16 protein-coding genes and 2 pseudogenes are annotated in these 15,999 nt (G+C 72.4%); 9 read left to right on the plus strand and 9 right to left on the minus strand.

Features of this window, described 5'->3' with window-relative positions; genetic code table 11:
- Positions 1-121 precede the first annotated feature (121 nt).
- Both ABZ385_RS15105 and ABZ385_RS15110 read left to right on the plus strand, forming a co-directional pair.
- The gene (locus tag ABZ385_RS15105; RefSeq protein ID WP_358911632.1) at positions 122-2,233 is read left to right on the plus strand and encodes a histidine kinase; all 2,112 of its coding nucleotides are present in this window, start codon (positions 122-124) and stop codon (positions 2,231-2,233) included.
- Positions 2,234-2,283: 50 nt separating this feature from the next.
- On the plus strand, positions 2,284-3,090 hold the full coding sequence (locus tag ABZ385_RS15110; protein ID WP_358911740.1) for a response regulator transcription factor: 807 nt from the start codon (positions 2,284-2,286) through the stop codon (positions 3,088-3,090).
- Positions 3,091-3,155: 65 nt separating this feature from the next.
- On the opposite strand, the gene sodN is transcribed toward ABZ385_RS15110, so the two are convergent.
- Positions 3,156-3,551 carry a superoxide dismutase, Ni gene (gene sodN, locus ABZ385_RS15115; RefSeq protein WP_230902718.1) on the minus strand — a complete coding sequence of 132 codons (396 nt, stop codon included), beginning with the start codon at positions 3,549-3,551 and terminating at the stop codon, positions 3,156-3,158.
- A 143-nt stretch (positions 3,552-3,694) separates the two neighbouring features.
- On the opposite strand from sodN, the gene sodX reads away from it, so the two are divergent.
- Positions 3,695-4,129, plus strand: coding sequence for a nickel-type superoxide dismutase maturation protease (gene sodX, locus ABZ385_RS15120; protein ID WP_358911634.1), 435 nt, complete (start codon positions 3,695-3,697; stop codon positions 4,127-4,129).
- Here the strand turns inward: sodX and ABZ385_RS15125 are convergent.
- Entirely contained in the window at positions 4,012-4,662 is a 651-nt protein-coding gene (locus tag ABZ385_RS15125; RefSeq protein WP_358587801.1) for a CGNR zinc finger domain-containing protein, read from the minus strand. The genes sodX and ABZ385_RS15125 overlap by 118 nt on opposite strands.
- A 91-nt stretch (positions 4,663-4,753) precedes the next feature.
- Between ABZ385_RS15125 and ABZ385_RS15130 the strand changes: the two genes are divergently transcribed.
- The gene (locus ABZ385_RS15130) at positions 4,754-5,539 is read left to right on the plus strand and encodes a methyltransferase domain-containing protein (protein WP_358587798.1); all 786 of its coding nucleotides are present in this window, start codon (positions 4,754-4,756) and stop codon (positions 5,537-5,539) included.
- Between the two features lie 84 nt (positions 5,540-5,623).
- On the opposite strand, the gene ABZ385_RS15135 is transcribed toward ABZ385_RS15130, so the two are convergent.
- From ABZ385_RS15135 to ABZ385_RS15145, 3 genes are read right to left on the minus strand one after another with little or no spacing between them, the layout of a single operon-like run.
- Positions 5,624-6,385: an amino acid ABC transporter ATP-binding protein gene (locus ABZ385_RS15135; RefSeq protein WP_358587797.1), complete on the minus strand. Its 762-nt coding sequence runs from the start codon at positions 6,383-6,385 to the stop codon at positions 5,624-5,626.
- Positions 6,385-7,329: an amino acid ABC transporter permease gene (locus tag ABZ385_RS15140; protein ID WP_358587795.1), complete on the minus strand. Its 945-nt coding sequence runs from the start codon at positions 7,327-7,329 to the stop codon at positions 6,385-6,387. The genes ABZ385_RS15135 and ABZ385_RS15140 overlap by 1 nt, the downstream gene beginning before the upstream one ends.
- Before the next feature lie 40 nt (positions 7,330-7,369).
- A complete protein-coding gene (locus tag ABZ385_RS15145) occupies positions 7,370-8,326 on the minus strand; it encodes an ABC transporter substrate-binding protein (RefSeq protein WP_358587793.1) in 957 nt (318 codons plus the stop codon).
- Between the two features lie 466 nt (positions 8,327-8,792).
- Between ABZ385_RS15145 and ABZ385_RS15150 the strand changes: the two genes are divergently transcribed.
- From ABZ385_RS15150 to ABZ385_RS15165, 4 genes are all read left to right on the plus strand, one after another.
- Positions 8,793-10,007: an NADP-dependent malic enzyme gene (locus ABZ385_RS15150; RefSeq protein WP_358698292.1), complete on the plus strand. Its 1,215-nt coding sequence runs from the start codon at positions 8,793-8,795 to the stop codon at positions 10,005-10,007.
- A 156-nt stretch (positions 10,008-10,163) separates the two neighbouring features.
- Positions 10,164-11,126 carry a zinc-binding dehydrogenase gene (locus tag ABZ385_RS15155; RefSeq protein WP_358587788.1) on the plus strand — a complete coding sequence of 321 codons (963 nt, stop codon included), beginning with the start codon at positions 10,164-10,166 and terminating at the stop codon, positions 11,124-11,126.
- A 61-nt stretch (positions 11,127-11,187) separates the two neighbouring features.
- Positions 11,188-11,397: a helix-turn-helix domain-containing protein gene (locus ABZ385_RS15160; protein ID WP_358587786.1), complete on the plus strand. Its 210-nt coding sequence runs from the start codon at positions 11,188-11,190 to the stop codon at positions 11,395-11,397.
- Positions 11,397-12,017 carry a Clp protease N-terminal domain-containing protein gene (locus ABZ385_RS15165; protein ID WP_358911636.1) on the plus strand — a complete coding sequence of 207 codons (621 nt, stop codon included), beginning with the start codon at positions 11,397-11,399 and terminating at the stop codon, positions 12,015-12,017. Before ABZ385_RS15160 ends, ABZ385_RS15165 begins: the two co-directional genes overlap by 1 nt.
- Positions 12,018-12,041: 24 nt before the next feature.
- Here ABZ385_RS15165 and ABZ385_RS15170 read toward each other — a convergent pair.
- The 3 genes and pseudogenes from ABZ385_RS15170 to ABZ385_RS15180 all read right to left on the minus strand — a co-directional run.
- Positions 12,042-12,236, minus strand: a pseudogene (locus tag ABZ385_RS15170) (PadR family transcriptional regulator); the annotation flags it as partial.
- A gap of 642 nt (positions 12,237-12,878) precedes the next feature.
- Positions 12,879-13,643, minus strand: a pseudogene (locus ABZ385_RS15175) (helix-turn-helix transcriptional regulator); the annotation flags it as partial.
- Between the two features lies 1 nt (position 13,644).
- Complete coding sequence (locus ABZ385_RS15180) at positions 13,645-14,616, minus strand: DUF4097 family beta strand repeat-containing protein (RefSeq protein ID WP_358700748.1); 972 nt, start codon at positions 14,614-14,616, stop codon at positions 13,645-13,647.
- Between the two features lie 182 nt (positions 14,617-14,798).
- Here ABZ385_RS15180 and ABZ385_RS15185 point away from each other — a divergent pair, with 182 nt between their 5' ends.
- Positions 14,799-15,623 carry a hypothetical protein gene (locus tag ABZ385_RS15185; RefSeq protein WP_358587776.1) on the plus strand — a complete coding sequence of 275 codons (825 nt, stop codon included), beginning with the start codon at positions 14,799-14,801 and terminating at the stop codon, positions 15,621-15,623.
- 128 nt (positions 15,624-15,751) lie between these two features.
- On the opposite strand, the gene ABZ385_RS15190 is transcribed toward ABZ385_RS15185, so the two are convergent.
- Complete coding sequence (locus ABZ385_RS15190; protein ID WP_358911637.1) at positions 15,752-15,934, minus strand: DUF6104 family protein; 183 nt, start codon at positions 15,932-15,934, stop codon at positions 15,752-15,754.
- Positions 15,935-15,999 lie beyond the last annotated feature (65 nt).

The raw sequence follows: 15,999 nt of genomic DNA on the forward strand, positions 1-15,999 counted from the left end.
TCGTAGCGCCCGTAGACACGTCCCCGCACCCGTGCCCCCCGTAGATGCGCCACCCGCACCCGTGCCCCCGTCAAGGCGAAGCCCCTGCTCAGTCCCGCTTCTCCGTATCATCGAGGCCAATATGGAGGGGATACGCAACTGGCTGCTGCCCGTTCTGCTGGCGGTCCAGCAGTTGGCCTACTGGCCCGGCCGCGTGCTGCGCGACGGCGGTCACGTCGGGGGCGCACAGCTCGTCGGGGCGTCGGCCGCCGCTGTGGCGATCACCGTGGCGCTGGCCCTGCGCCGTCGCCGGCCGGTCGCCGCCGCGCTGGCCGTGGAGGCGGTGCTGGCCGCCGGGTCGCTCCTCCCCGAGGACGCGACGCTGCTGCACGAGGTGGGCGCGCTGGTCGCGCTGTACTCCGTGATGGTGCGCTGTGCGCCGCGTACGGCCGTCGCGGCCGGGGCCGCCCTGACCGTCTCCGCGAGCGTCCGAGGGGCGGTGCGGCTCGATTCCGCGGTCGAGATCGGCGGCGAGGTCCTGGTGAACTGCGCGGTCCTCCTGGCCGTCGCGGGCCTCGGCCGCAGCCGCCGCCACTGGCTCGCGGGGCGCGAGGCCGCAGCGCGGGAACTCGCGCGGGCGGAGGCCGAGCGGGGCCGCGCCGCGACCACCGAACGCCAACGCCTCGCCCGCGAACTCCACGACGTCGGCGCCCACCACCTCACCTCCGTCGTCGTCACCGCCGAGACCGCGCTGCGGCTCGCCGACCGCAGGCCCGAACTGACGCCACAGGCCTTGGGGTTCGCGGCGGACAGCGGACGCGAGACGCTGACGGCGCTGGACCGCCTGGTGGCGATGATGCGGACGTCGGCGGCGGACGAGGAGAGCGGCATCGAGGAGCGAGTGGGCGAACTCGCCGCCGGTTTCGCGCGTCTCGGCCTGCGCCCGGCCGTGGACGTGGCACCGGACCTCGCGGCCCTGACGGGCCCGGTCGCCGAGGCGGCCTTCGGCATCGTCCGCGAAGCCCTCACCAACGCGCTGCGCTACGCCCCCGGTGCCGCCGTGCGCGTACGGATCCGCGTCCTGGAACGAGACGGCGCGGTCGAACTGACGGTGATCGACGACGGGCCGGCGACCGACGAAGGAGCCTCGGCCTACTCGGGGGCGTCGGCGGGCGCGCGGCAGGGGCTCGGCTCCGGCCGGGGCACCGCGGGCATGCGGGAGCGTGCGGCCGCGCTCGGCGGCACCCTGGCGGCCGGGCCCCGCCCGGACGCGCCCGGCTGGTCCGTGCGCGCCCGGCTGCCGCACCACTTCGCCGTGCCGCACAACTTCGCCGTGCCGCACAACTTCGCCGTGCCGCACCGCTTCACCGTGCTGCACCACTCCTCACGTCGGCGGGTCCTGCGCGGCCTGGACCCGGCCGACGGGGCGGCGACCCTCGCCGTCGCCGCGCTCCCGCTCTTCGCGGTCCTCGCGGAGAGTCCCGCGGACACCGCCCTGGCCTGCGGGCCCGCCGTCGCGCACGCGTTGCCGCTGCTGTGGCGGCGCCGGGCGCCCTGGGCGGTCCTCGTCGCGGTCCTGGCCACGGCCTGGTCGGCGCCGCTCGGGCTCGCCTTCGGGCTGCTGTCGCCGGCGGTGGCCCTGTGCCTGGTGACGGCGGGTGCCCTCGCGGAGTGCGTGGCCGTGCACGCGGTCGGCGCGTTCGCGGGCCCGGCGCGCGTCACCTGGCCCGCCATGGCGGCCGGGGCGGCCGGCCTGTCCCTGACGGCGCTCGCGCTCGCGGCGGCCGACGGCATCGCGGACGTGGAGAAGGACGGCGGCTTCGGCCTGATCGCCTTCCTGGCCGTGCTGCTCGGTGTGGCCTTCTTCCTCCTCCTGGCCGTGCCCTGGGGCATCGGCGCGGTGGTCGGCGCCCGCCGCGAACGCGTCAGGGCCCACGAGGACCACGCGCTCGCGGCGACGGTCCGTGCGGCGGTCCTCGCGGCGTACGAGGAGCGCCGCCGCATCGCGGTGGAGCTGCGCGGTGAAGTGGCGCGGCACGCGGGCGGGGTGATCGCGCGGGCGGAGGCCGGTGACCTCAAGGGCGTGGCGCAGGAGGCACGGGCGGGACTGTCGGCGATGCGGGAACTGCTGGGCACGCTGAGAGCGGCGGCGGCCCCCGGCGACGTACGAGAACCACACCGCCCCGACCATCCGCCACCGGGATCCCGTACGGCCCCCGGGGCCCCGAAGGAGGTAACCCCATCAGCACCGTGAACACGGGCACCGAGCCGGACTCCGGCCCCGCCGAGGCGCCCGGCGCCGGAATGATCCGCGTGATGGTCGTCGACGACCAGGCCGTCGTACGTGCCGGATTCGCGGCGATCATCGACGCGGAGCCGGACCTGCACGTGGTGGCGGAGGCGCGGGACGGCGCCGAGGCGGTGCGGCTGGCACCGGAGGTCCGGCCGGACGTCGTCCTGATGGACATCCGCATGCCGGGCATGGACGGCCTGACGGCCACGCGACTGCTCGTCGGACCGGGCGCGGCTGGCGTGGACGCCGAAAACCCCGGGCACACGGATGCCGCCGGAACCGCCGGAACCGCCGGAACCGCCGGAACCGCCGGAACCGCCGGAACCGCCGGAACCGCCGGAACCGCCGGAACCGCCGGGACCGCCGGGACCGCCGGGAAGGGGACCCTCCGCGTCCTGGTCCTGACCACCTTCGATCAGGACGCGTACGTCCATGACGCCCTGCGCGCCGGGGCGTCCGGCTTCCTGCTCAAGGACGCGCTGCCCGAGGAACTCCTGGCGGGCATCCGCGTCGTGGCCTCGGGGGAGGCGATGCTGGCGCCCACGGTCACGCGCCGCCTGATCGACGCCTTCGCCGGCACGGCCCCCGCACCGGACCCCCGGCTGCCGGCCTCCCTCACGCCCCGCGAACGCGAGGTCCTGACACTGGTGGCGGCGGGCCACACCAACGCGGAGATAGCCGACACCCTGGGCGTGACCACCGGCACGGTGAAGTCCCACGTCAACGCCCTGCTCGGCAAGTTGGGCCTGCGCGACCGCGTCCAGGCGACGATCCTCGCCTACGACCTGGGCCTGACCCGCCCCCGCCGGAGCGGATGACGCCGAAGACACCGCAAGGGCCCGCCCGATGCTCCGGACGGGCCCTTGCGGGACAGCTGTGAAGGTCAGGCCTTCTTCGTCTCCCAGAAGATCTTGTCGATCTGGGCGATGTAGTCGAGCGCCTTCTGGCCCGTGGCCGGGTCCGTCGACGCCTTGGCGGCCGAGAGGGCCTTCAGGGTGTCGTTGACCAGCTGGTGCAGCTCCGGGTACTTCTCGAAGTGCGGGGGCTTGAAGTAGTCGCTCCAGAGCACCGACACGTGGTGCTTGGCGAGCTCGGCGCGCTGCTCCTTGATGACCGTGGCACGCGCCTGGAAGTGGGCGTCGTCGTTGGCGGCCATCTTTTCCTGGACGGCCTTGACGGACTCCGCCTCGATGCGGGCCTGGGCCGGGTCGTACACGCCGCAGGGCAGGTCGCAGTGGGCGCTGACCTTTACCTTGGGGGCAAACAGGCGGGAAAGCATGAAGCTGTCCTTCCTCGTGATCGTCTTCTCAGGTGGGACATTACTCCGTGAGAGGCGGCTTTTCGCGAGTGCCCCCATGGGCTTAGGACAAAAGTCCAGGCTCGGAGTGGGACTGGTGGAGGATGGACCGGGGAGGTGGCGTGATGCCGGAGGTGTCGCAGGAGAGCGAACGCGGGAGGGCGGTCCTGCCGTGGGGGGCGGCCGAGGTGACGGGCCCCTCGATGGTGCCCACGCTGTACCACGGCGACCGGCTGCTCGTGCGGTGGGGCGCGCGGGTCCGTCCGGGTGACGTGGTGGTCCTGCGCCATCCCTTCCAGCAGGACCTGCTGGTCGTCAAGCGCGCCAAGGAGCGCCGCGAGGGCGGCTGGTGGGTGCTCGGCGACAACGCGTTCGCGGGCGGGGACAGCACGGACTACGGCGTCGTCCCTGCGGACCTCGTCCTCGGCGCCGTGCGCCTGCGCTACCGCCCGCCGGCCCCCGGGCGGCGCTCGCCGGCCGCGCTGCTGCGCTGGGCGGTCTCCGCCGTGCGGCCGGTGCTCGCCGAGCGCTCCGTCTCCAGGCGCTTGCGGGCGCGGTAGGCGGCGACGTTGGCGCGGGTCGCGCAGCGGTCCGAGCAGTAGCGCCGGGAGCGGTTCGTCGAGGTGTCCAGGTAGGCGTTGCGGCAGGGCGCCGCCTCGCACAGGCCGAGGCGGTCCACGCCGTGCTCGGTGAGGTGGAAGGCGAGGCCCATCGCGGCGATCGCGGCGTACCCGGCGGTGGCGTTCGAGGGGTGGTCCGCCAGGTGCATGTGCCACAGCGGGCGCCCGTCGTCGTCCCGGAGGTCGTGGCCGGAGATCTGCGGGCTCACCGGGAACTCCAGGAGCAGGGAGTTCAGCAGGTCGACCGCGAGCGTCTCGTCGCCGCCGTCCGCCGCCTCGAACACCGCCCGCAGCCTGCCCCGTACCGACCGGAAGCGGGTGAGGTCGGATTCCGTCGCGCGGCGCGCCATCTGCGTGCTCGGGCCGAACAGGTCCCGGATCGCCTCGACCGAGGTCAGCGTGTCCTTGTCGCGGCCCGGCTCCTCGCTGTTGACCAGGCGTACGGCGTAGTCCGAGTAATAGGCCAGTTCCACTTGTAGTCCTTACGGGGGCGGGCTATGGTCATCACGTCGGCACGTAATAGCCGATTGCGGTACCAGGGTATTACGGAGTGAAGGGGTTCTGATGACGGGAACGGGGACCGGGGCCAAGACCGCGGCCGGGGCCGGCACCGACTGGCGGGCCTGGCAGGACAGCTGGGACCGGCAGCAGCAGTGGTACCTGCCCGACCGCGAGGAGCGGTTCCAGATCATGCTCGACATGGTCGAGGCCGTCGTCGGCCCCGCGCCGCGCGTGCTGGATCTGGCGTGCGGTACGGGAAGTATTACGGACCGGCTGCTCAAGAGGTTCCCGGACGCGACGAGCGTCGGCGTCGACCTCGACCCCGCGCTGCTCACCATCGCCGAGGGCACCTTCGCCGACGACGACCGCGTCACCTTCGTCACGGCCGACCTGACGGACCCCGAGTGGACCGCCGCGCTGCCGCACGACAGTTACGACGCCGTCCTCACCGCCACCGCCCTGCACTGGCTCCACAGCGACCCGCTCGCCACGCTCTACGGCCAGGTCGCCGGGCTCGTGCGGGACGGCGGCGTCTTCATGAACGCCGACCACATGCCGGACCCCGCCACCCCGCGGCTGAACGCCGCCGAGAGCGCCTACCGCCACCGCCGGATGGACGGCGCCAAGGCCGAGGGCGTCCTGGACTGGAAGGAGTGGTGGCAGCTCGCCGCGCAGGACCCGGTCCTCGCCGCGCCCACCGCCAAGCGGTTCGAGATCTACGGCGAGCACGCGGACGGCGACATGCCCTCCGTCGACTGGCACGCCCGTACGCTCCGCGAGGCGGGGTTCGCCGAGGCCCGTGCGGTGTGGGCCTCGCCCTCGGACGCGGTGGTCCTGGCGCTCAAGTAGCCGGAGCGCGGAAGGGGCGGTACGGATCAGTGATCCGTACCGCCCCTTCCCGTACTCCTTGCAAGGCGCTCCCCAGAGCGCCTGTTACAGCACCTTGGACAGGAAGGACTGCGTCCGCTCCTGCTGCGGGTTCGTCAGCACGTCACGCGGGCTGCCCGACTCGACCACCACGCCGCCGTCCATGAAGACGAGACTGTCGCCCACCTCGCGGGCGAAGCCCATCTCGTGCGTGACGACGACCATCGTCATGCCGGACTCCGCGAGGTCGCGCATGACGTCGAGGACGTCGCCGACCAGCTCCGGGTCGAGCGCCGAGGTCGGCTCGTCGAAGAGCATCAGCTTCGGGTCCATCGCCAGCGCGCGGGCGATCGCCACGCGCTGCTGCTGGCCACCGGAGAGCTGCGAGGGGTAGTTCTTCGCCTTGTCGGCGAGGCCCACCCGCTCCAGCAGCTGACCGGCACGCTCGCGCGCCTGGCTCTTGGGGATGCCCTTGACCTGGACGGGCGCCTCCATGACGTTCTCCAGCGCCGTCATGTGCGGGAAGAGGTTGAAGCGCTGGAAGACCATGCCGATGTCGCGGCGCTTGAGGGCGACCTCGCTGTCCTTCAGCTCGTACAGCTTGTCCCCCTTCTGCCGGTAGCCGACCAGGTCCCCGTCGACGTACAGCCGACCGGCGTTGATCTTCTCCAGGTGGTTGATGCAGCGCAGGAACGTCGACTTCCCGGAGCCGGAGGGGCCGATGAGGCAGAAGACCTCACCCGACTTGACCTCCAGGTCGATGCCCTTCAGGACCTCTACGTGACCGAACGACTTGTGGACGCCCTCGGCCTTCACCATGGCGGTCATCAGCGGACACCTCCGGCGCCGCGGTTGCTCAGCGACAACATGTTGGCCTTGATCTTCTGGAAGGGGGTGTCCGGCAGGGAGCGGGACGAGCCGCGGGCGTAGTAGCGCTCCAGGTAGAACTGACCGACGCTGAGGATCGACGTCATGATCAGGTACCAGCAGGCGGCGAGCAGCAGCGTCTCCACGGTCGCGCCGGACGAGGTGCCGATGTCCTGGGCGTACTTCAGCAGCTCGTAGTACTGGACGGCCGCGACCAGCGAGGTCGTCTTCAGCATGTTGATGAACTCGTTGCCCGTCGGCGGCACGACCACCCGCATCGCCTGCGGCAGGACCACGCGGCGCAGCGTCTTGCCGTGGCTCATGCCGAGCGCGTGCGCGGCCTCCGTCTGGCCCTCGTCGACCGAGAGCAGGCCGGCGCGGCAGATCTCCGCCATGTACGCCGCCTCGTTCAGGCCGAGACCGAGCAGCGCCGTCAGGAACGGCGTCATGAAGTCCGACCACTCGTCCTTGTAGACGGGGCCGAGGTTCACGTAGTCGAAGACGAAGCCGAGGTTGAACCAGACGAAGAGCTGGACCAGGACCGGCGTACCCCGGAAGAACCAGATGTAGAACCAGGCGATCGAGGAGGTCACCGGGTTCTTCGACAGGCGCATCACGGACAGGATCACGCCGCCGACGACGCCGATGAGCATCGACAGGAACGTCAGGATCAGCGTCTCGCGGACGCCCTTGAGGATGCGTTCGTCGAAGAAGTTGTCGGGGATCGCACCCCAGTTGATGTCGCCCTGCGCGAAGGCGTAGACGATCGCGGCGAGGGCGCCGATCGCGAGGACCGCGGCGACGTACCGGCCGAAGTGCCGCACGGGGATGGCCTTGATGGCCTCCGCCTGCCGCGCCTTCGGGACGTCGTCCTCGGGGCCCTTCTTGGAGATGTCGGAGCTCACGTGGGTGGCCTTTCAGCGACTAGGGGGGAGAGGGGCGCGCTCACTTGCCGCCGTTGACCTTGGCCTCGGTGACCGCGCCGTCCTCGACGCCCCACTTCTTGATGATCTTCGCGTAGTCGCCGTTCTTGATGATCGCGTCGAGCGCGGCCTTGATGGCGTCCCGCAGCTCGGGGTTCTTCTTGGAGACCGCGATGCCGTACGGAGCCGCCTCGACCTGCTCGCCGACGAGCTGGAAGTCCTTGCCGCCGCCGGAGGTCTTCACCGCGTACGCGGCCACCGGGAAGTCGGACGAACCGGCGTCCGCGCCGCCGGAGCGCAGCCGGGTCTGGGCCTGCTGGTCGTTGTCGTACTGCTCGATGGAGATCTTCTTGCCGCCCTTGCACTTCTTCGACTCGGCCTTGGCCAGGTCGTGCGAGACGGTGCCCCGCTGGACGACGATCTTCTTGCCGCAGAGGTCGGACCAGGTCTTGATGCCCTGGTCGTCGCCCTTCTTGGTGTAGATCGACACGCCGGCGGTGAAGTAGTCGACGAAGTCGACGCCGCTGCCGACCTTCTTGCCCGTCTCCTCGTCGATGCCCTCCTGACGGTTCTTGGTGTCCGTCATGGCCGACATGGCGACCTGGTACCGCTTGGAGCGCAGACCGCCGAGGAGGGTGTCGAAGGTGCCGTTCTCGAACTCGAACTTCACGCCGAGCTGCTTGCCGAGCGCCTCGCCGAGGTCCGGGTCGATGCCGACGGTGGCGCCGGACTTGTCCTTGAACTCGACCGGCGGGTAGGCGATGTCGGAGCCGACCTTGATGACGCCCTTGTCACGGATGTCCTTGGGCAGCTTGTCGGCGAGCGGCGCGTTGCTGACCGAGTCGCTCGCCTTGTCGTTCGTCTGGTCGCCGCAGCCGGAGAGCAGCAGCGCACCGGCGACCGCGACCGCACCGACCGCGGCGATCCGGGACTTCGCGGACTTCGCTGCGGTCTGACGACAAATGGAGCTTGCGGACATGGTGGGTCCTCCGGCGGATGAGGGAGTTGCCGATGGGTCGGGCACACACCTTCGGGTGTCGCGACCTCGTGTGATGAGCGCATCTTGCCATTCGGACCGTCCGATTCTGGGTGCCTGAGATGTCAAAATCGGATAACGGGATGGTGGCGAATCCCCGCACCCCGGTACAGCCCGGGGCGTACGAGGCTGGACGCCAACCATCGCCAACCGGGCGATATCCCGCCCATCTCGCCATATGGACCGGCGGTCGTGGCCATGGCAAGCAATGTCACTCGCCCACGCCCGCCGCCTTCGGGTACAAAGGTTGGCTACACCCCTCATCCGGGGCCCAGGGCGCGTGTGCGGCGCGCCCGCGTGTCCGTACCTCTCCTCCGTCGACAGACGGGGAACGGACACGGTGCCCGCCCACTTCTCAACCGGGAGTGGACACCCTCAACGAATGATTAAGACTTAAGGGGTCAGACAAGTGGCAGCGGAGATCGTCAATCCTCGCAGCGACAGCAGTACGGATCACGAGGGCGCCGACGAGCCCTTCGATCCGGCGTTTGCGCTGCACCGCGGCGGCAAGATGGCCGTGCAGGCCACCGTGCCGGTCCGCGACAAGGACGACCTGTCCCTGGCGTACACGCCCGGCGTCGCGAAAGTGTGCAGCGCGATCGCCGAGCGGCCCGAGCTGGTGAACGACTACACGTGGAAGTCGAACGTCGTCGCCGTCGTGACCGACGGGACCGCGGTGCTCGGTCTCGGCGACATCGGTCCCGAGGCCTCCCTCCCCGTCATGGAGGGCAAGGCCATTCTCTTCAAGCAGTTCGGCGGCGTGGACGCGGTGCCGATCGCGCTCGCGACGACCGACGCCGACGAGATCGTCGAGACCGTGGTGCGGCTCGCCCCCTCGTTCGGCGGCGTGAACCTGGAGGACATCTCGGCGCCCCGGTGCTTCGAGATCGAGCGCAAGCTCCAGGAGCGGCTCGACATCCCGGTCTTCCACGACGACCAGCACGGCACCGCCGTCGTCACGCTGGCGGCGCTGCGCAACGCGGCGAAGCTGACCGGGCGCACCCTCGGTGAGCTGCGCGCCGTCATCTCCGGCGCCGGTGCGGCGGGGATCGCCATCGCCAAGTTCCTGCTGGAGGCGGGGCTCGGTGACGTGGCGGTCGCGGACCGCAAGGGCATCGTGAGCCGGGACCGGGACGACCTCACCCCGGTCAAGCGGGAGCTCGCCGAGCTGACCAACAAGGCGGGGCTGAGCGGCTCGCTGGAGGCCGCGCTGGCAGGCGCCGATGTGTTCATCGGGGTCTCGGGCGGCACCGTGCCGGAGCCGGCGGTCGCCTCCATGGCGCCCGACTCCTTCGTGTTCGCCATGGCCAACCCCAACCCGGAGGTCCACCCGGACATCGCGCACAAGTACGCGGCCGTGGTGGCGACCGGCCGCTCGGACTACCCGAACCAGATCAACAACGTCCTGGCCTTCCCGGGCATCTTCGCCGGGGCGCTCCAGGTGCGGGCCTCGCGGATCACCGAGGGCATGAAGATCGCCGCCGCCGACGCCCTCGCGGGGGTCGTCGGGGACGAGCTGTCCGCCGCCTACGTGATCCCGTCGCCGTTCGACGAGCGGGTCGCCCCGGCCGTGACGGCCGCGGTCGCCGCCGCCGCGCGGGCGGAGGGCGTCGCCCGCAGCTGAGCGTCCGCCGCGATCATGTGACCGCGCCCCCCGCCGTGCACCTCGCGGCGGGGGGCGCGGCGCGTGCCGGCGGGGGACGCGGCACCCGGCGGCGCGGCGCGTGTCACAGTCGTACGTGGTTCCGTCGCGGCCCGGGGGCGGCCTAAGGTCGGCGGCATGTTCGCTGCCTACGCTGCCCGTATCGACCGTGACCAGCCGCTCGACGGCCTCGAGTTGGGGGAGCGGCCCGCCCCCGAGGCGCGCCCCGGCTGGTCGACCGTGAACGTCAAGGCCGCCTCCCTGAACCACCACGACCTGTGGTCGCTGCGCGGGGTCGGCCTCGCCGAGGACAAGCTGCCGATGATCCTCGGCTGTGACGCGGCCGGGATCGACGAGGACGGCAACGAGGTCGTCCTGCACTCCGTCATCGGCCAGTCCGGCCACGGCGTCGGACCCCGCGAGGGCCGGTCCATCCTGACCGAGAAGTACCAGGGGACCTTCGCCGAGCGCGTCGCCGTGCCCACCTGGAACGTGCTGCCCAAGCCGAAGGGCCTGTCCTTCGCCGAGGCCGCCTGCCTGCCGACGGCGTGGCTGACCGCGTACCGCATGCTGTTCACCAACGCCGGCGTGCGCCCCGGCGACTCGGTCCTCGTGCAGGGCGCCGGCGGCGGTGTCGCCACGGCCGCGATCGTGCTGGGCAAGGCGGCGGGCCTGCGGGTCTTCGCCACCAGCCGTGATGAGGCCAAGCGCAAGCGGGCGCTGGAGCTGGGCGCGGTGGAGGCGGTCGAGTCCGGTGCCCGGCTGCCGCAGCGGGTCGACGCGGTCATCGAGACGGTCGGCGCGGCGACCTGGTCGCACTCGGTCAAGTCGCTGAAGCCGGGCGGCACGCTGGTGATCTCGGGGGCGACCAGCGGCGACCGGCCCTCGCACGCGGAACTCACCCGGATCTTCTTCCTGGAGCTGAAGATCGTCGGCTCGACGATGGGCACCAAGGACGAACTGGAGGACCTGCTCTCCTTCTGCGCCCTCACCGGTGTCCGTCCCGTCATCGACGAGGTGCTGCCGCTGGACCGCGCCCGGGAGGGCTTCGAGCGGCTGGCGTCCGGAGAACTGTTCGGCAAGATCGTCCTGGAGGTCTGACCGCGCCCGACGCTGTCAACGATGGTTGACAGCGTCCTCCCGTCAACGTAGGTTGACATGCATGAGCGAAGCCACGGATCTCGCCGAGCGGGCGGGTGATCAGGATCCACGGGTCGGGCTGCGTGCCGTTTCCGCGCTGCGGAAGCTGGTGGAGCGGCTGGAGGCCGTGCAGGTGCGCAGTGCGCGCCGGCAGGGCTGGTCGTGGCAGGAGATCGCCGCGGAGCTCGGAGTGAGCAGGCAGGCCGTGCACAAGAAGTACGGGAGGCAGTGATGTTCGAGCGGTTCACCAAGGATGCCCGCGCGGTGGTGCTGGGCGCGGTCGAGTGCGCCGAGCGGGAGCGTGCCGAGGCGGTCGACGACGGGCACATGCTGCTCGCCCTGCTCGACCGCGAGGCGAGCCGGGCGTCCTTCGCCCTCGCCTCGCTCGGTGCCGCGCGGCGCAGGGACTCCATCGAGGCGGCGCTGAGCGGTGCTCGGCGCCGCGGGGGTCTGTCACGGGCCGACACGGACGCGCTGGCCGGGCTCGGCATCGACCTGGCCGAGATCGTCTCGCGGGTCGAGGAGAGCCACGGCGAGGGCGCGCTGGCGGCGGGCGCCGGCAAGGAGAGGCGGGGGCGACGGACCGGAAGGGCCTGGTTCGGCCGCATCCCGTTCTCCCGCGAGGCCAAGGACGCGTTGGTGCAGTCCTTGCGCATCGCCACCGCTCGCCACGACCGCCGCATCGGCGACGAGCACATCCTGCTCGCCCTCACCGTCCGCCCGGGCGTCACGGCGGAGGTCCTCGCGGACCACGGCGTGACCCATGCGTCGGTGGACCGCGTCCTGCACGGCGGGGTCGCCGGCGCGGGTGGCGCGGGGGGTGCGGGTAGCACGGGTCGCGGCGTGGGCTGAGGCCGACGGTGATCCGGAGGGGGCTCAGTCCTCCCGGGGTCGCAGGGTCGACGCGATATGGGCGGCCGCTGTGGACAAGTGGCGGCGCACGTCGCGGAGTTGGGTCTCGCTGACGCCGTTGTCCCGGGCCGCGTCACGGATGTCGTCGCGGAAACGGTCGAGCAGGCGGTCGAGGTCGCGGGCCGGGTTGCCGGTCGAGTCCTCTTGGGCCCAGTCCGGGAGGTATTCGACGGTCAGCCCCTCGCCGGCATCGGCGAAGCGGGGGCCGGTCCCCGGGGCGGTTTCGGCGCCGGCCGCGTGGCCCGTGCCGGGGGCGGTTCCGGGGGTATGTCCGGGATCCGTGCCGGGGGTGGGTGCGGGGTCCGTGCCGGGGGTGGGTGCGGGGCCCGCGTCGGGGGTGGCTCCAGGCTTGGTGAAGGTGGGTCCGGTGCCGGTGCCGGTGCCGGTGCCGGGGGTGGGGGTGGGCGTGTGGCCTGTGCCGGGCGCTGCCCCGGTGGGCCCGGGGCCTGTGTCGGGGGCGGTTCCGGTGGTGGCTGCGTGGCCCGTGCCGGGCGCTGCCCCGGGGGTGGTTGTGTGGCCCGTGCCGGGCGCTGACCCGGGGGTGGTTGTGTGGCCCGTGCCGGGCGCTGCCCCGGGGGTGGTTGTGTGGCCCGTGCCGGGCGCTGACCCGGAGGTGGACCCGGGACCTGTGCCAGTGCTGGAGCCGGGGGTGTGCGTGTGGCCTGTGCTGGGCGCTGCCTCGGAGGTGGACCCGGGGGCGGTTCCGGCGGGGGCGGCGTGGCCCGTGCCGGGGGCGGTCCCGGAGGTGGGTCCGGGGCCCGTGTCGGGGGATGGGCGGCGGCCGGGTGGGTGGGGGAAGTGTTTGCCGAAGTCCAGGCCGAACTCGCCGAACTCCTTGGCCAGTTCCGTCAGGCCCTCCCGGAGGCCGGTGGGCCAGTCGCCCCGCGTGAAGTGGTCCTGGACCTGCTCCTGGACGCGCCGCGCGATGCGCTGGGCCTCTTCCTGCGCCATGGCCCGCGCCTTCTCCTGGGCGTCCTTGGCCTGACGGCGGGCCCGCTGGGCCTCCTCGCGGGCCCGGCGGCTCTCGTCCTTGGCGCGGCGCGCCTGCTCCTTCCACTCCTGCTTGGCGCGCTTGAACTCCTCCTTCGCCTGGTGCCAGCCTTCCTTGTCGCCCCAGGCGCCCTCGAAGAGGCCGGCCGGGTCGGGAAAGCCCTTGCCCGTGCCCGCGCCGCCGGAGGCGCGGGCCTCCTTGGCGGCCGCCCGCATCTCGCGGCGCAGCTCGCCCGCGGCGCCCTGGACGCCGTCGCGGATCTCGGCGGCCAGTTCGGCGACCGACTCGCGGATCTCCAGCTCCAGGTCGGCCAGCTCGCCGCCGCGGTCGGCCAGTTCGGCGCGGCCGGCGTCCGTGATGGCGTAGACCTTCCTGCCGCCCTCGGTGGTGTGCGTGACCAGGCCCTCGGCCTCCAGCTTCGCGAGGCGCGGGTAGACCGTGCCCGCCGAGGGGGCGTACAGGCCCTGGAAGCGCTCTTCGAGGAGGCGGATCACCTCGTAACCGTGGCGGGGAGCCTCGTCCAGCAGCTTGAGCAGGTACAGGCGCAGGCGGCCGTGGGCGAACACCGGGGGCATCTCAGAGCACCTTCTTGTCGGTCGGGACGTCGTCGGTCGCGGTGGCGTCCGCCGCGGGGGCGGGGGACACGGCGTCCTCGGGGAGATCTTCGTCCATGGGCGGTCTGCGCAGGAGCGCGATCGCCCCGGAGACCGTCGTCGCCTTCAGCCGGCCGTTGCCCGGACCGAGCCGTCCCGTGATCCGTTTGGCGCCCCATCCCCAGGTCCGCGCGTCACCCGGCCCCTCCGGGGTGCGGAAAGCGTCGGGAGGCGGGGCGGGGATGGTCCGATCGGTGCTCACCCGCAGGTCCGCGAAGGCGTTCGAGACCGAGCCGCTCGCCGTGCCCACCTCCACTTCCGCGTCCGCCGGGTGCGGCAGACGGATGGCGATCTCGCCCGAGACGCTCGTCAGGGCGACGTCCGTGGGCATGTCCGCCGGGGTGAGGTCGACGATCATCGAGCCGCTCACCGAGTCCGCCCGGACGGAGGGGCCCGCCGCCTCCACGAGGGTGAGGTCACCGGCCACCGAGCGGAACCGCAGGTCGCCCGTGAGGCCCTGCGCTTCGACGCTCCCGGAGACCGTGTGCGCGTGGACCGGCCCCGAGAGGCCGACGAGGGTCGTGTCCCCGGAGACGCCCTTGACCTCCGTGCGCCCCGCGATGCCGGAGACCGTGGCGCCGGCGCCGATCACGCCGACCTCCACGCGGGTGCCCGGGGGCACGGTCAGCGAGACCACCGCCTTGCGGTGTCTGTCCGTGCCGTTCAGCCACTTGAGCAGGCCCTGCCAGGGCAGGTCGTCGTAGGCGACGGAGAGGGTGTCGTCCGTGTGGGTGATGGTCAAGGGGCGGCCCTCGATCTCGGAGACCTCCAGGCGGGCGGAACCTTCGGCCGTACCCACCACGTTCACCGTTCCGTTGACGATGCGGACCTGGAGGGTCGTCACCGGGGTGCCGAACGTGACTTCCCGCGGCTCGGCGATGGACCACTCGGGCATGTGCGGCCTCCTTGGCGGTGGTCGGCGAGGGCGGTCCCGGCCGGGCATGGCACGACGCGCCATATCGCGTCTCTCATATTCACGATATATCGCGGATACGGGATGTCAAGACATGTCGAGGGTGAACCGGGCTCCGCGGTCGCCTGTGCGCCGATTGTCGCGATCTGTCCTAGCGTGGGGGCATGTCGTCAGAAGCCTCCGAGCGTGCCCGGCGCGTCGGCGCCCTGCTGCTGTGCCGGGCGGACCCCGACACCATCGAGCCCGCGGCGCACCTGCTGCGTGAGGGAATGCTGCTCGTGCCCGCCGGTGACGGGTGGAGCGTGCTGGTGCCCGAGGGCGCTCCGTGGTCGCACGGCGAGGAGCCGGTCGACCGGGTGCTCACCGGCTGGGCGACGGCGCTCGCGGTGGGGTCGGGCCGGCCCGTGCTCGCCCTGTGGTGGGACACCGACCGTTCCGGCTACACCCTCGCGGCGGGCTTCCGGCGCACCGTCGGCTACGAATGGCTGGCCGGCGGCACGCCCGTCGGCGAGGACGAGGCGATGCGGACGTTCGCCGCGCGGCTCGGCCTCGACCCCGTTCTGGACGTGCAGGCCCTGGAGGTGCTGGCCCGCCCCGATCCGCAGGCCGACGCGCGCGCCAGGATGCTCGGCCTGGTCGCCGTCCTCACCCGCACGGGGCTCGCCCTGCCGGCGGGCCTCGCCCCCGGTGAACCGGCCGGCCGGCTGCGGGAGGTGGCGCGGGACCAGCGCGGCTCGCGCAGGGTCGAGTGGTCCGGGTGGCGCGAGGCGGTGCGGGCGGAGTTCGACGTGGTCGAGAGCGGGCCGCTCGGTACGTGGGTGCGGGGCCCCAGGGCGCGGGCGCTGGCCGCGGCCCAGGTGGCGGCCGGGCTGCCGCTCGCCGCCTGGGCGGTACGGCGCCACAGCGGGGGCTGGGCCGCGGCGGCCGCGGTGCTGCTGGCGCAGGGCGCGCTGGGACTCACGTACGACCGGCTGAGGGCCCGGAGCTGACGGGCCGAGCAGCTGCTCGATGCCCGGCAACCCCCTCGGACGCCCGCGCCCCGGGCAGGCACGCGCCGCCCTCGACAGGCCTTGGCCCGGCGCGAGGCCGAAACGGTGCCCGGCGACAGCCAGGCCGCCTACTCCTCGTCGTCCTCGTCGTCCAGCCGGGCCAGCCACGTGGCCAGGCGCTCGACCGGGACCTCGAAGTCCGGGTTGAGGTCCACGAAGGTGCGGAGCTGCTCGGCGAGCCACTCCAAGGTGACCTCTTCCTCGCCGCGCCGCTTCTCCAGCTCCTCGATGCCACGGTCGGTGAAGTACAACTCATGCTCCTGATGCGGACGGTCTCTTGCCCCTCATGGTAGGCGGCCGGGACCCGCGCACACGC

The organism is Streptomyces sp. NPDC005898, assembly GCF_040629635.1.
Taxonomy (GTDB): Bacteria; Actinomycetota; Actinomycetes; order Streptomycetales; family Streptomycetaceae; genus Streptomyces.

Bases quoted from the DNA above. Each gene is read 5' to 3' on its own strand.
- ABZ385_RS15105 (WP_358911632.1), top strand. From the start codon at position 122: ATGGAGGGGATACGCAACTGGCTGCTGCCCGTTCTGCTGGCGGTCCAG.
- ABZ385_RS15110 (WP_358911740.1), top strand. From the start codon at position 2,284: ATGATCCGCGTGATGGTCGTCGACGACCAGGCCGTCGTACGTGCCGGA.
- sodN (WP_230902718.1), bottom strand. From the start codon at position 3,551: ATGCTTTCCCGCCTGTTTGCCCCCAAGGTAAAGGTCAGCGCCCACTGC.
- sodX (WP_358911634.1), top strand. From the start codon at position 3,695: ATGCCGGAGGTGTCGCAGGAGAGCGAACGCGGGAGGGCGGTCCTGCCG.
- ABZ385_RS15130 (WP_358587798.1), top strand. From the start codon at position 4,754: ATGACGGGAACGGGGACCGGGGCCAAGACCGCGGCCGGGGCCGGCACC.
- ABZ385_RS15135 (WP_358587797.1), bottom strand. From the start codon at position 6,385: ATGACCGCCATGGTGAAGGCCGAGGGCGTCCACAAGTCGTTCGGTCAC.
- ABZ385_RS15145 (WP_358587793.1), bottom strand. From the start codon at position 8,326: ATGTCCGCAAGCTCCATTTGTCGTCAGACCGCAGCGAAGTCCGCGAAG.
- ABZ385_RS15155 (WP_358587788.1), top strand. From the start codon at position 10,164: ATGTTCGCTGCCTACGCTGCCCGTATCGACCGTGACCAGCCGCTCGAC.
- ABZ385_RS15160 (WP_358587786.1), top strand. From the start codon at position 11,188: ATGAGCGAAGCCACGGATCTCGCCGAGCGGGCGGGTGATCAGGATCCA.
- ABZ385_RS15165 (WP_358911636.1), top strand. From the start codon at position 11,397: ATGTTCGAGCGGTTCACCAAGGATGCCCGCGCGGTGGTGCTGGGCGCG.
- ABZ385_RS15180 (WP_358700748.1), bottom strand. From the start codon at position 14,616: ATGCCCGAGTGGTCCATCGCCGAGCCGCGGGAAGTCACGTTCGGCACC.
- ABZ385_RS15185 (WP_358587776.1), top strand. From the start codon at position 14,799: ATGTCGTCAGAAGCCTCCGAGCGTGCCCGGCGCGTCGGCGCCCTGCTG.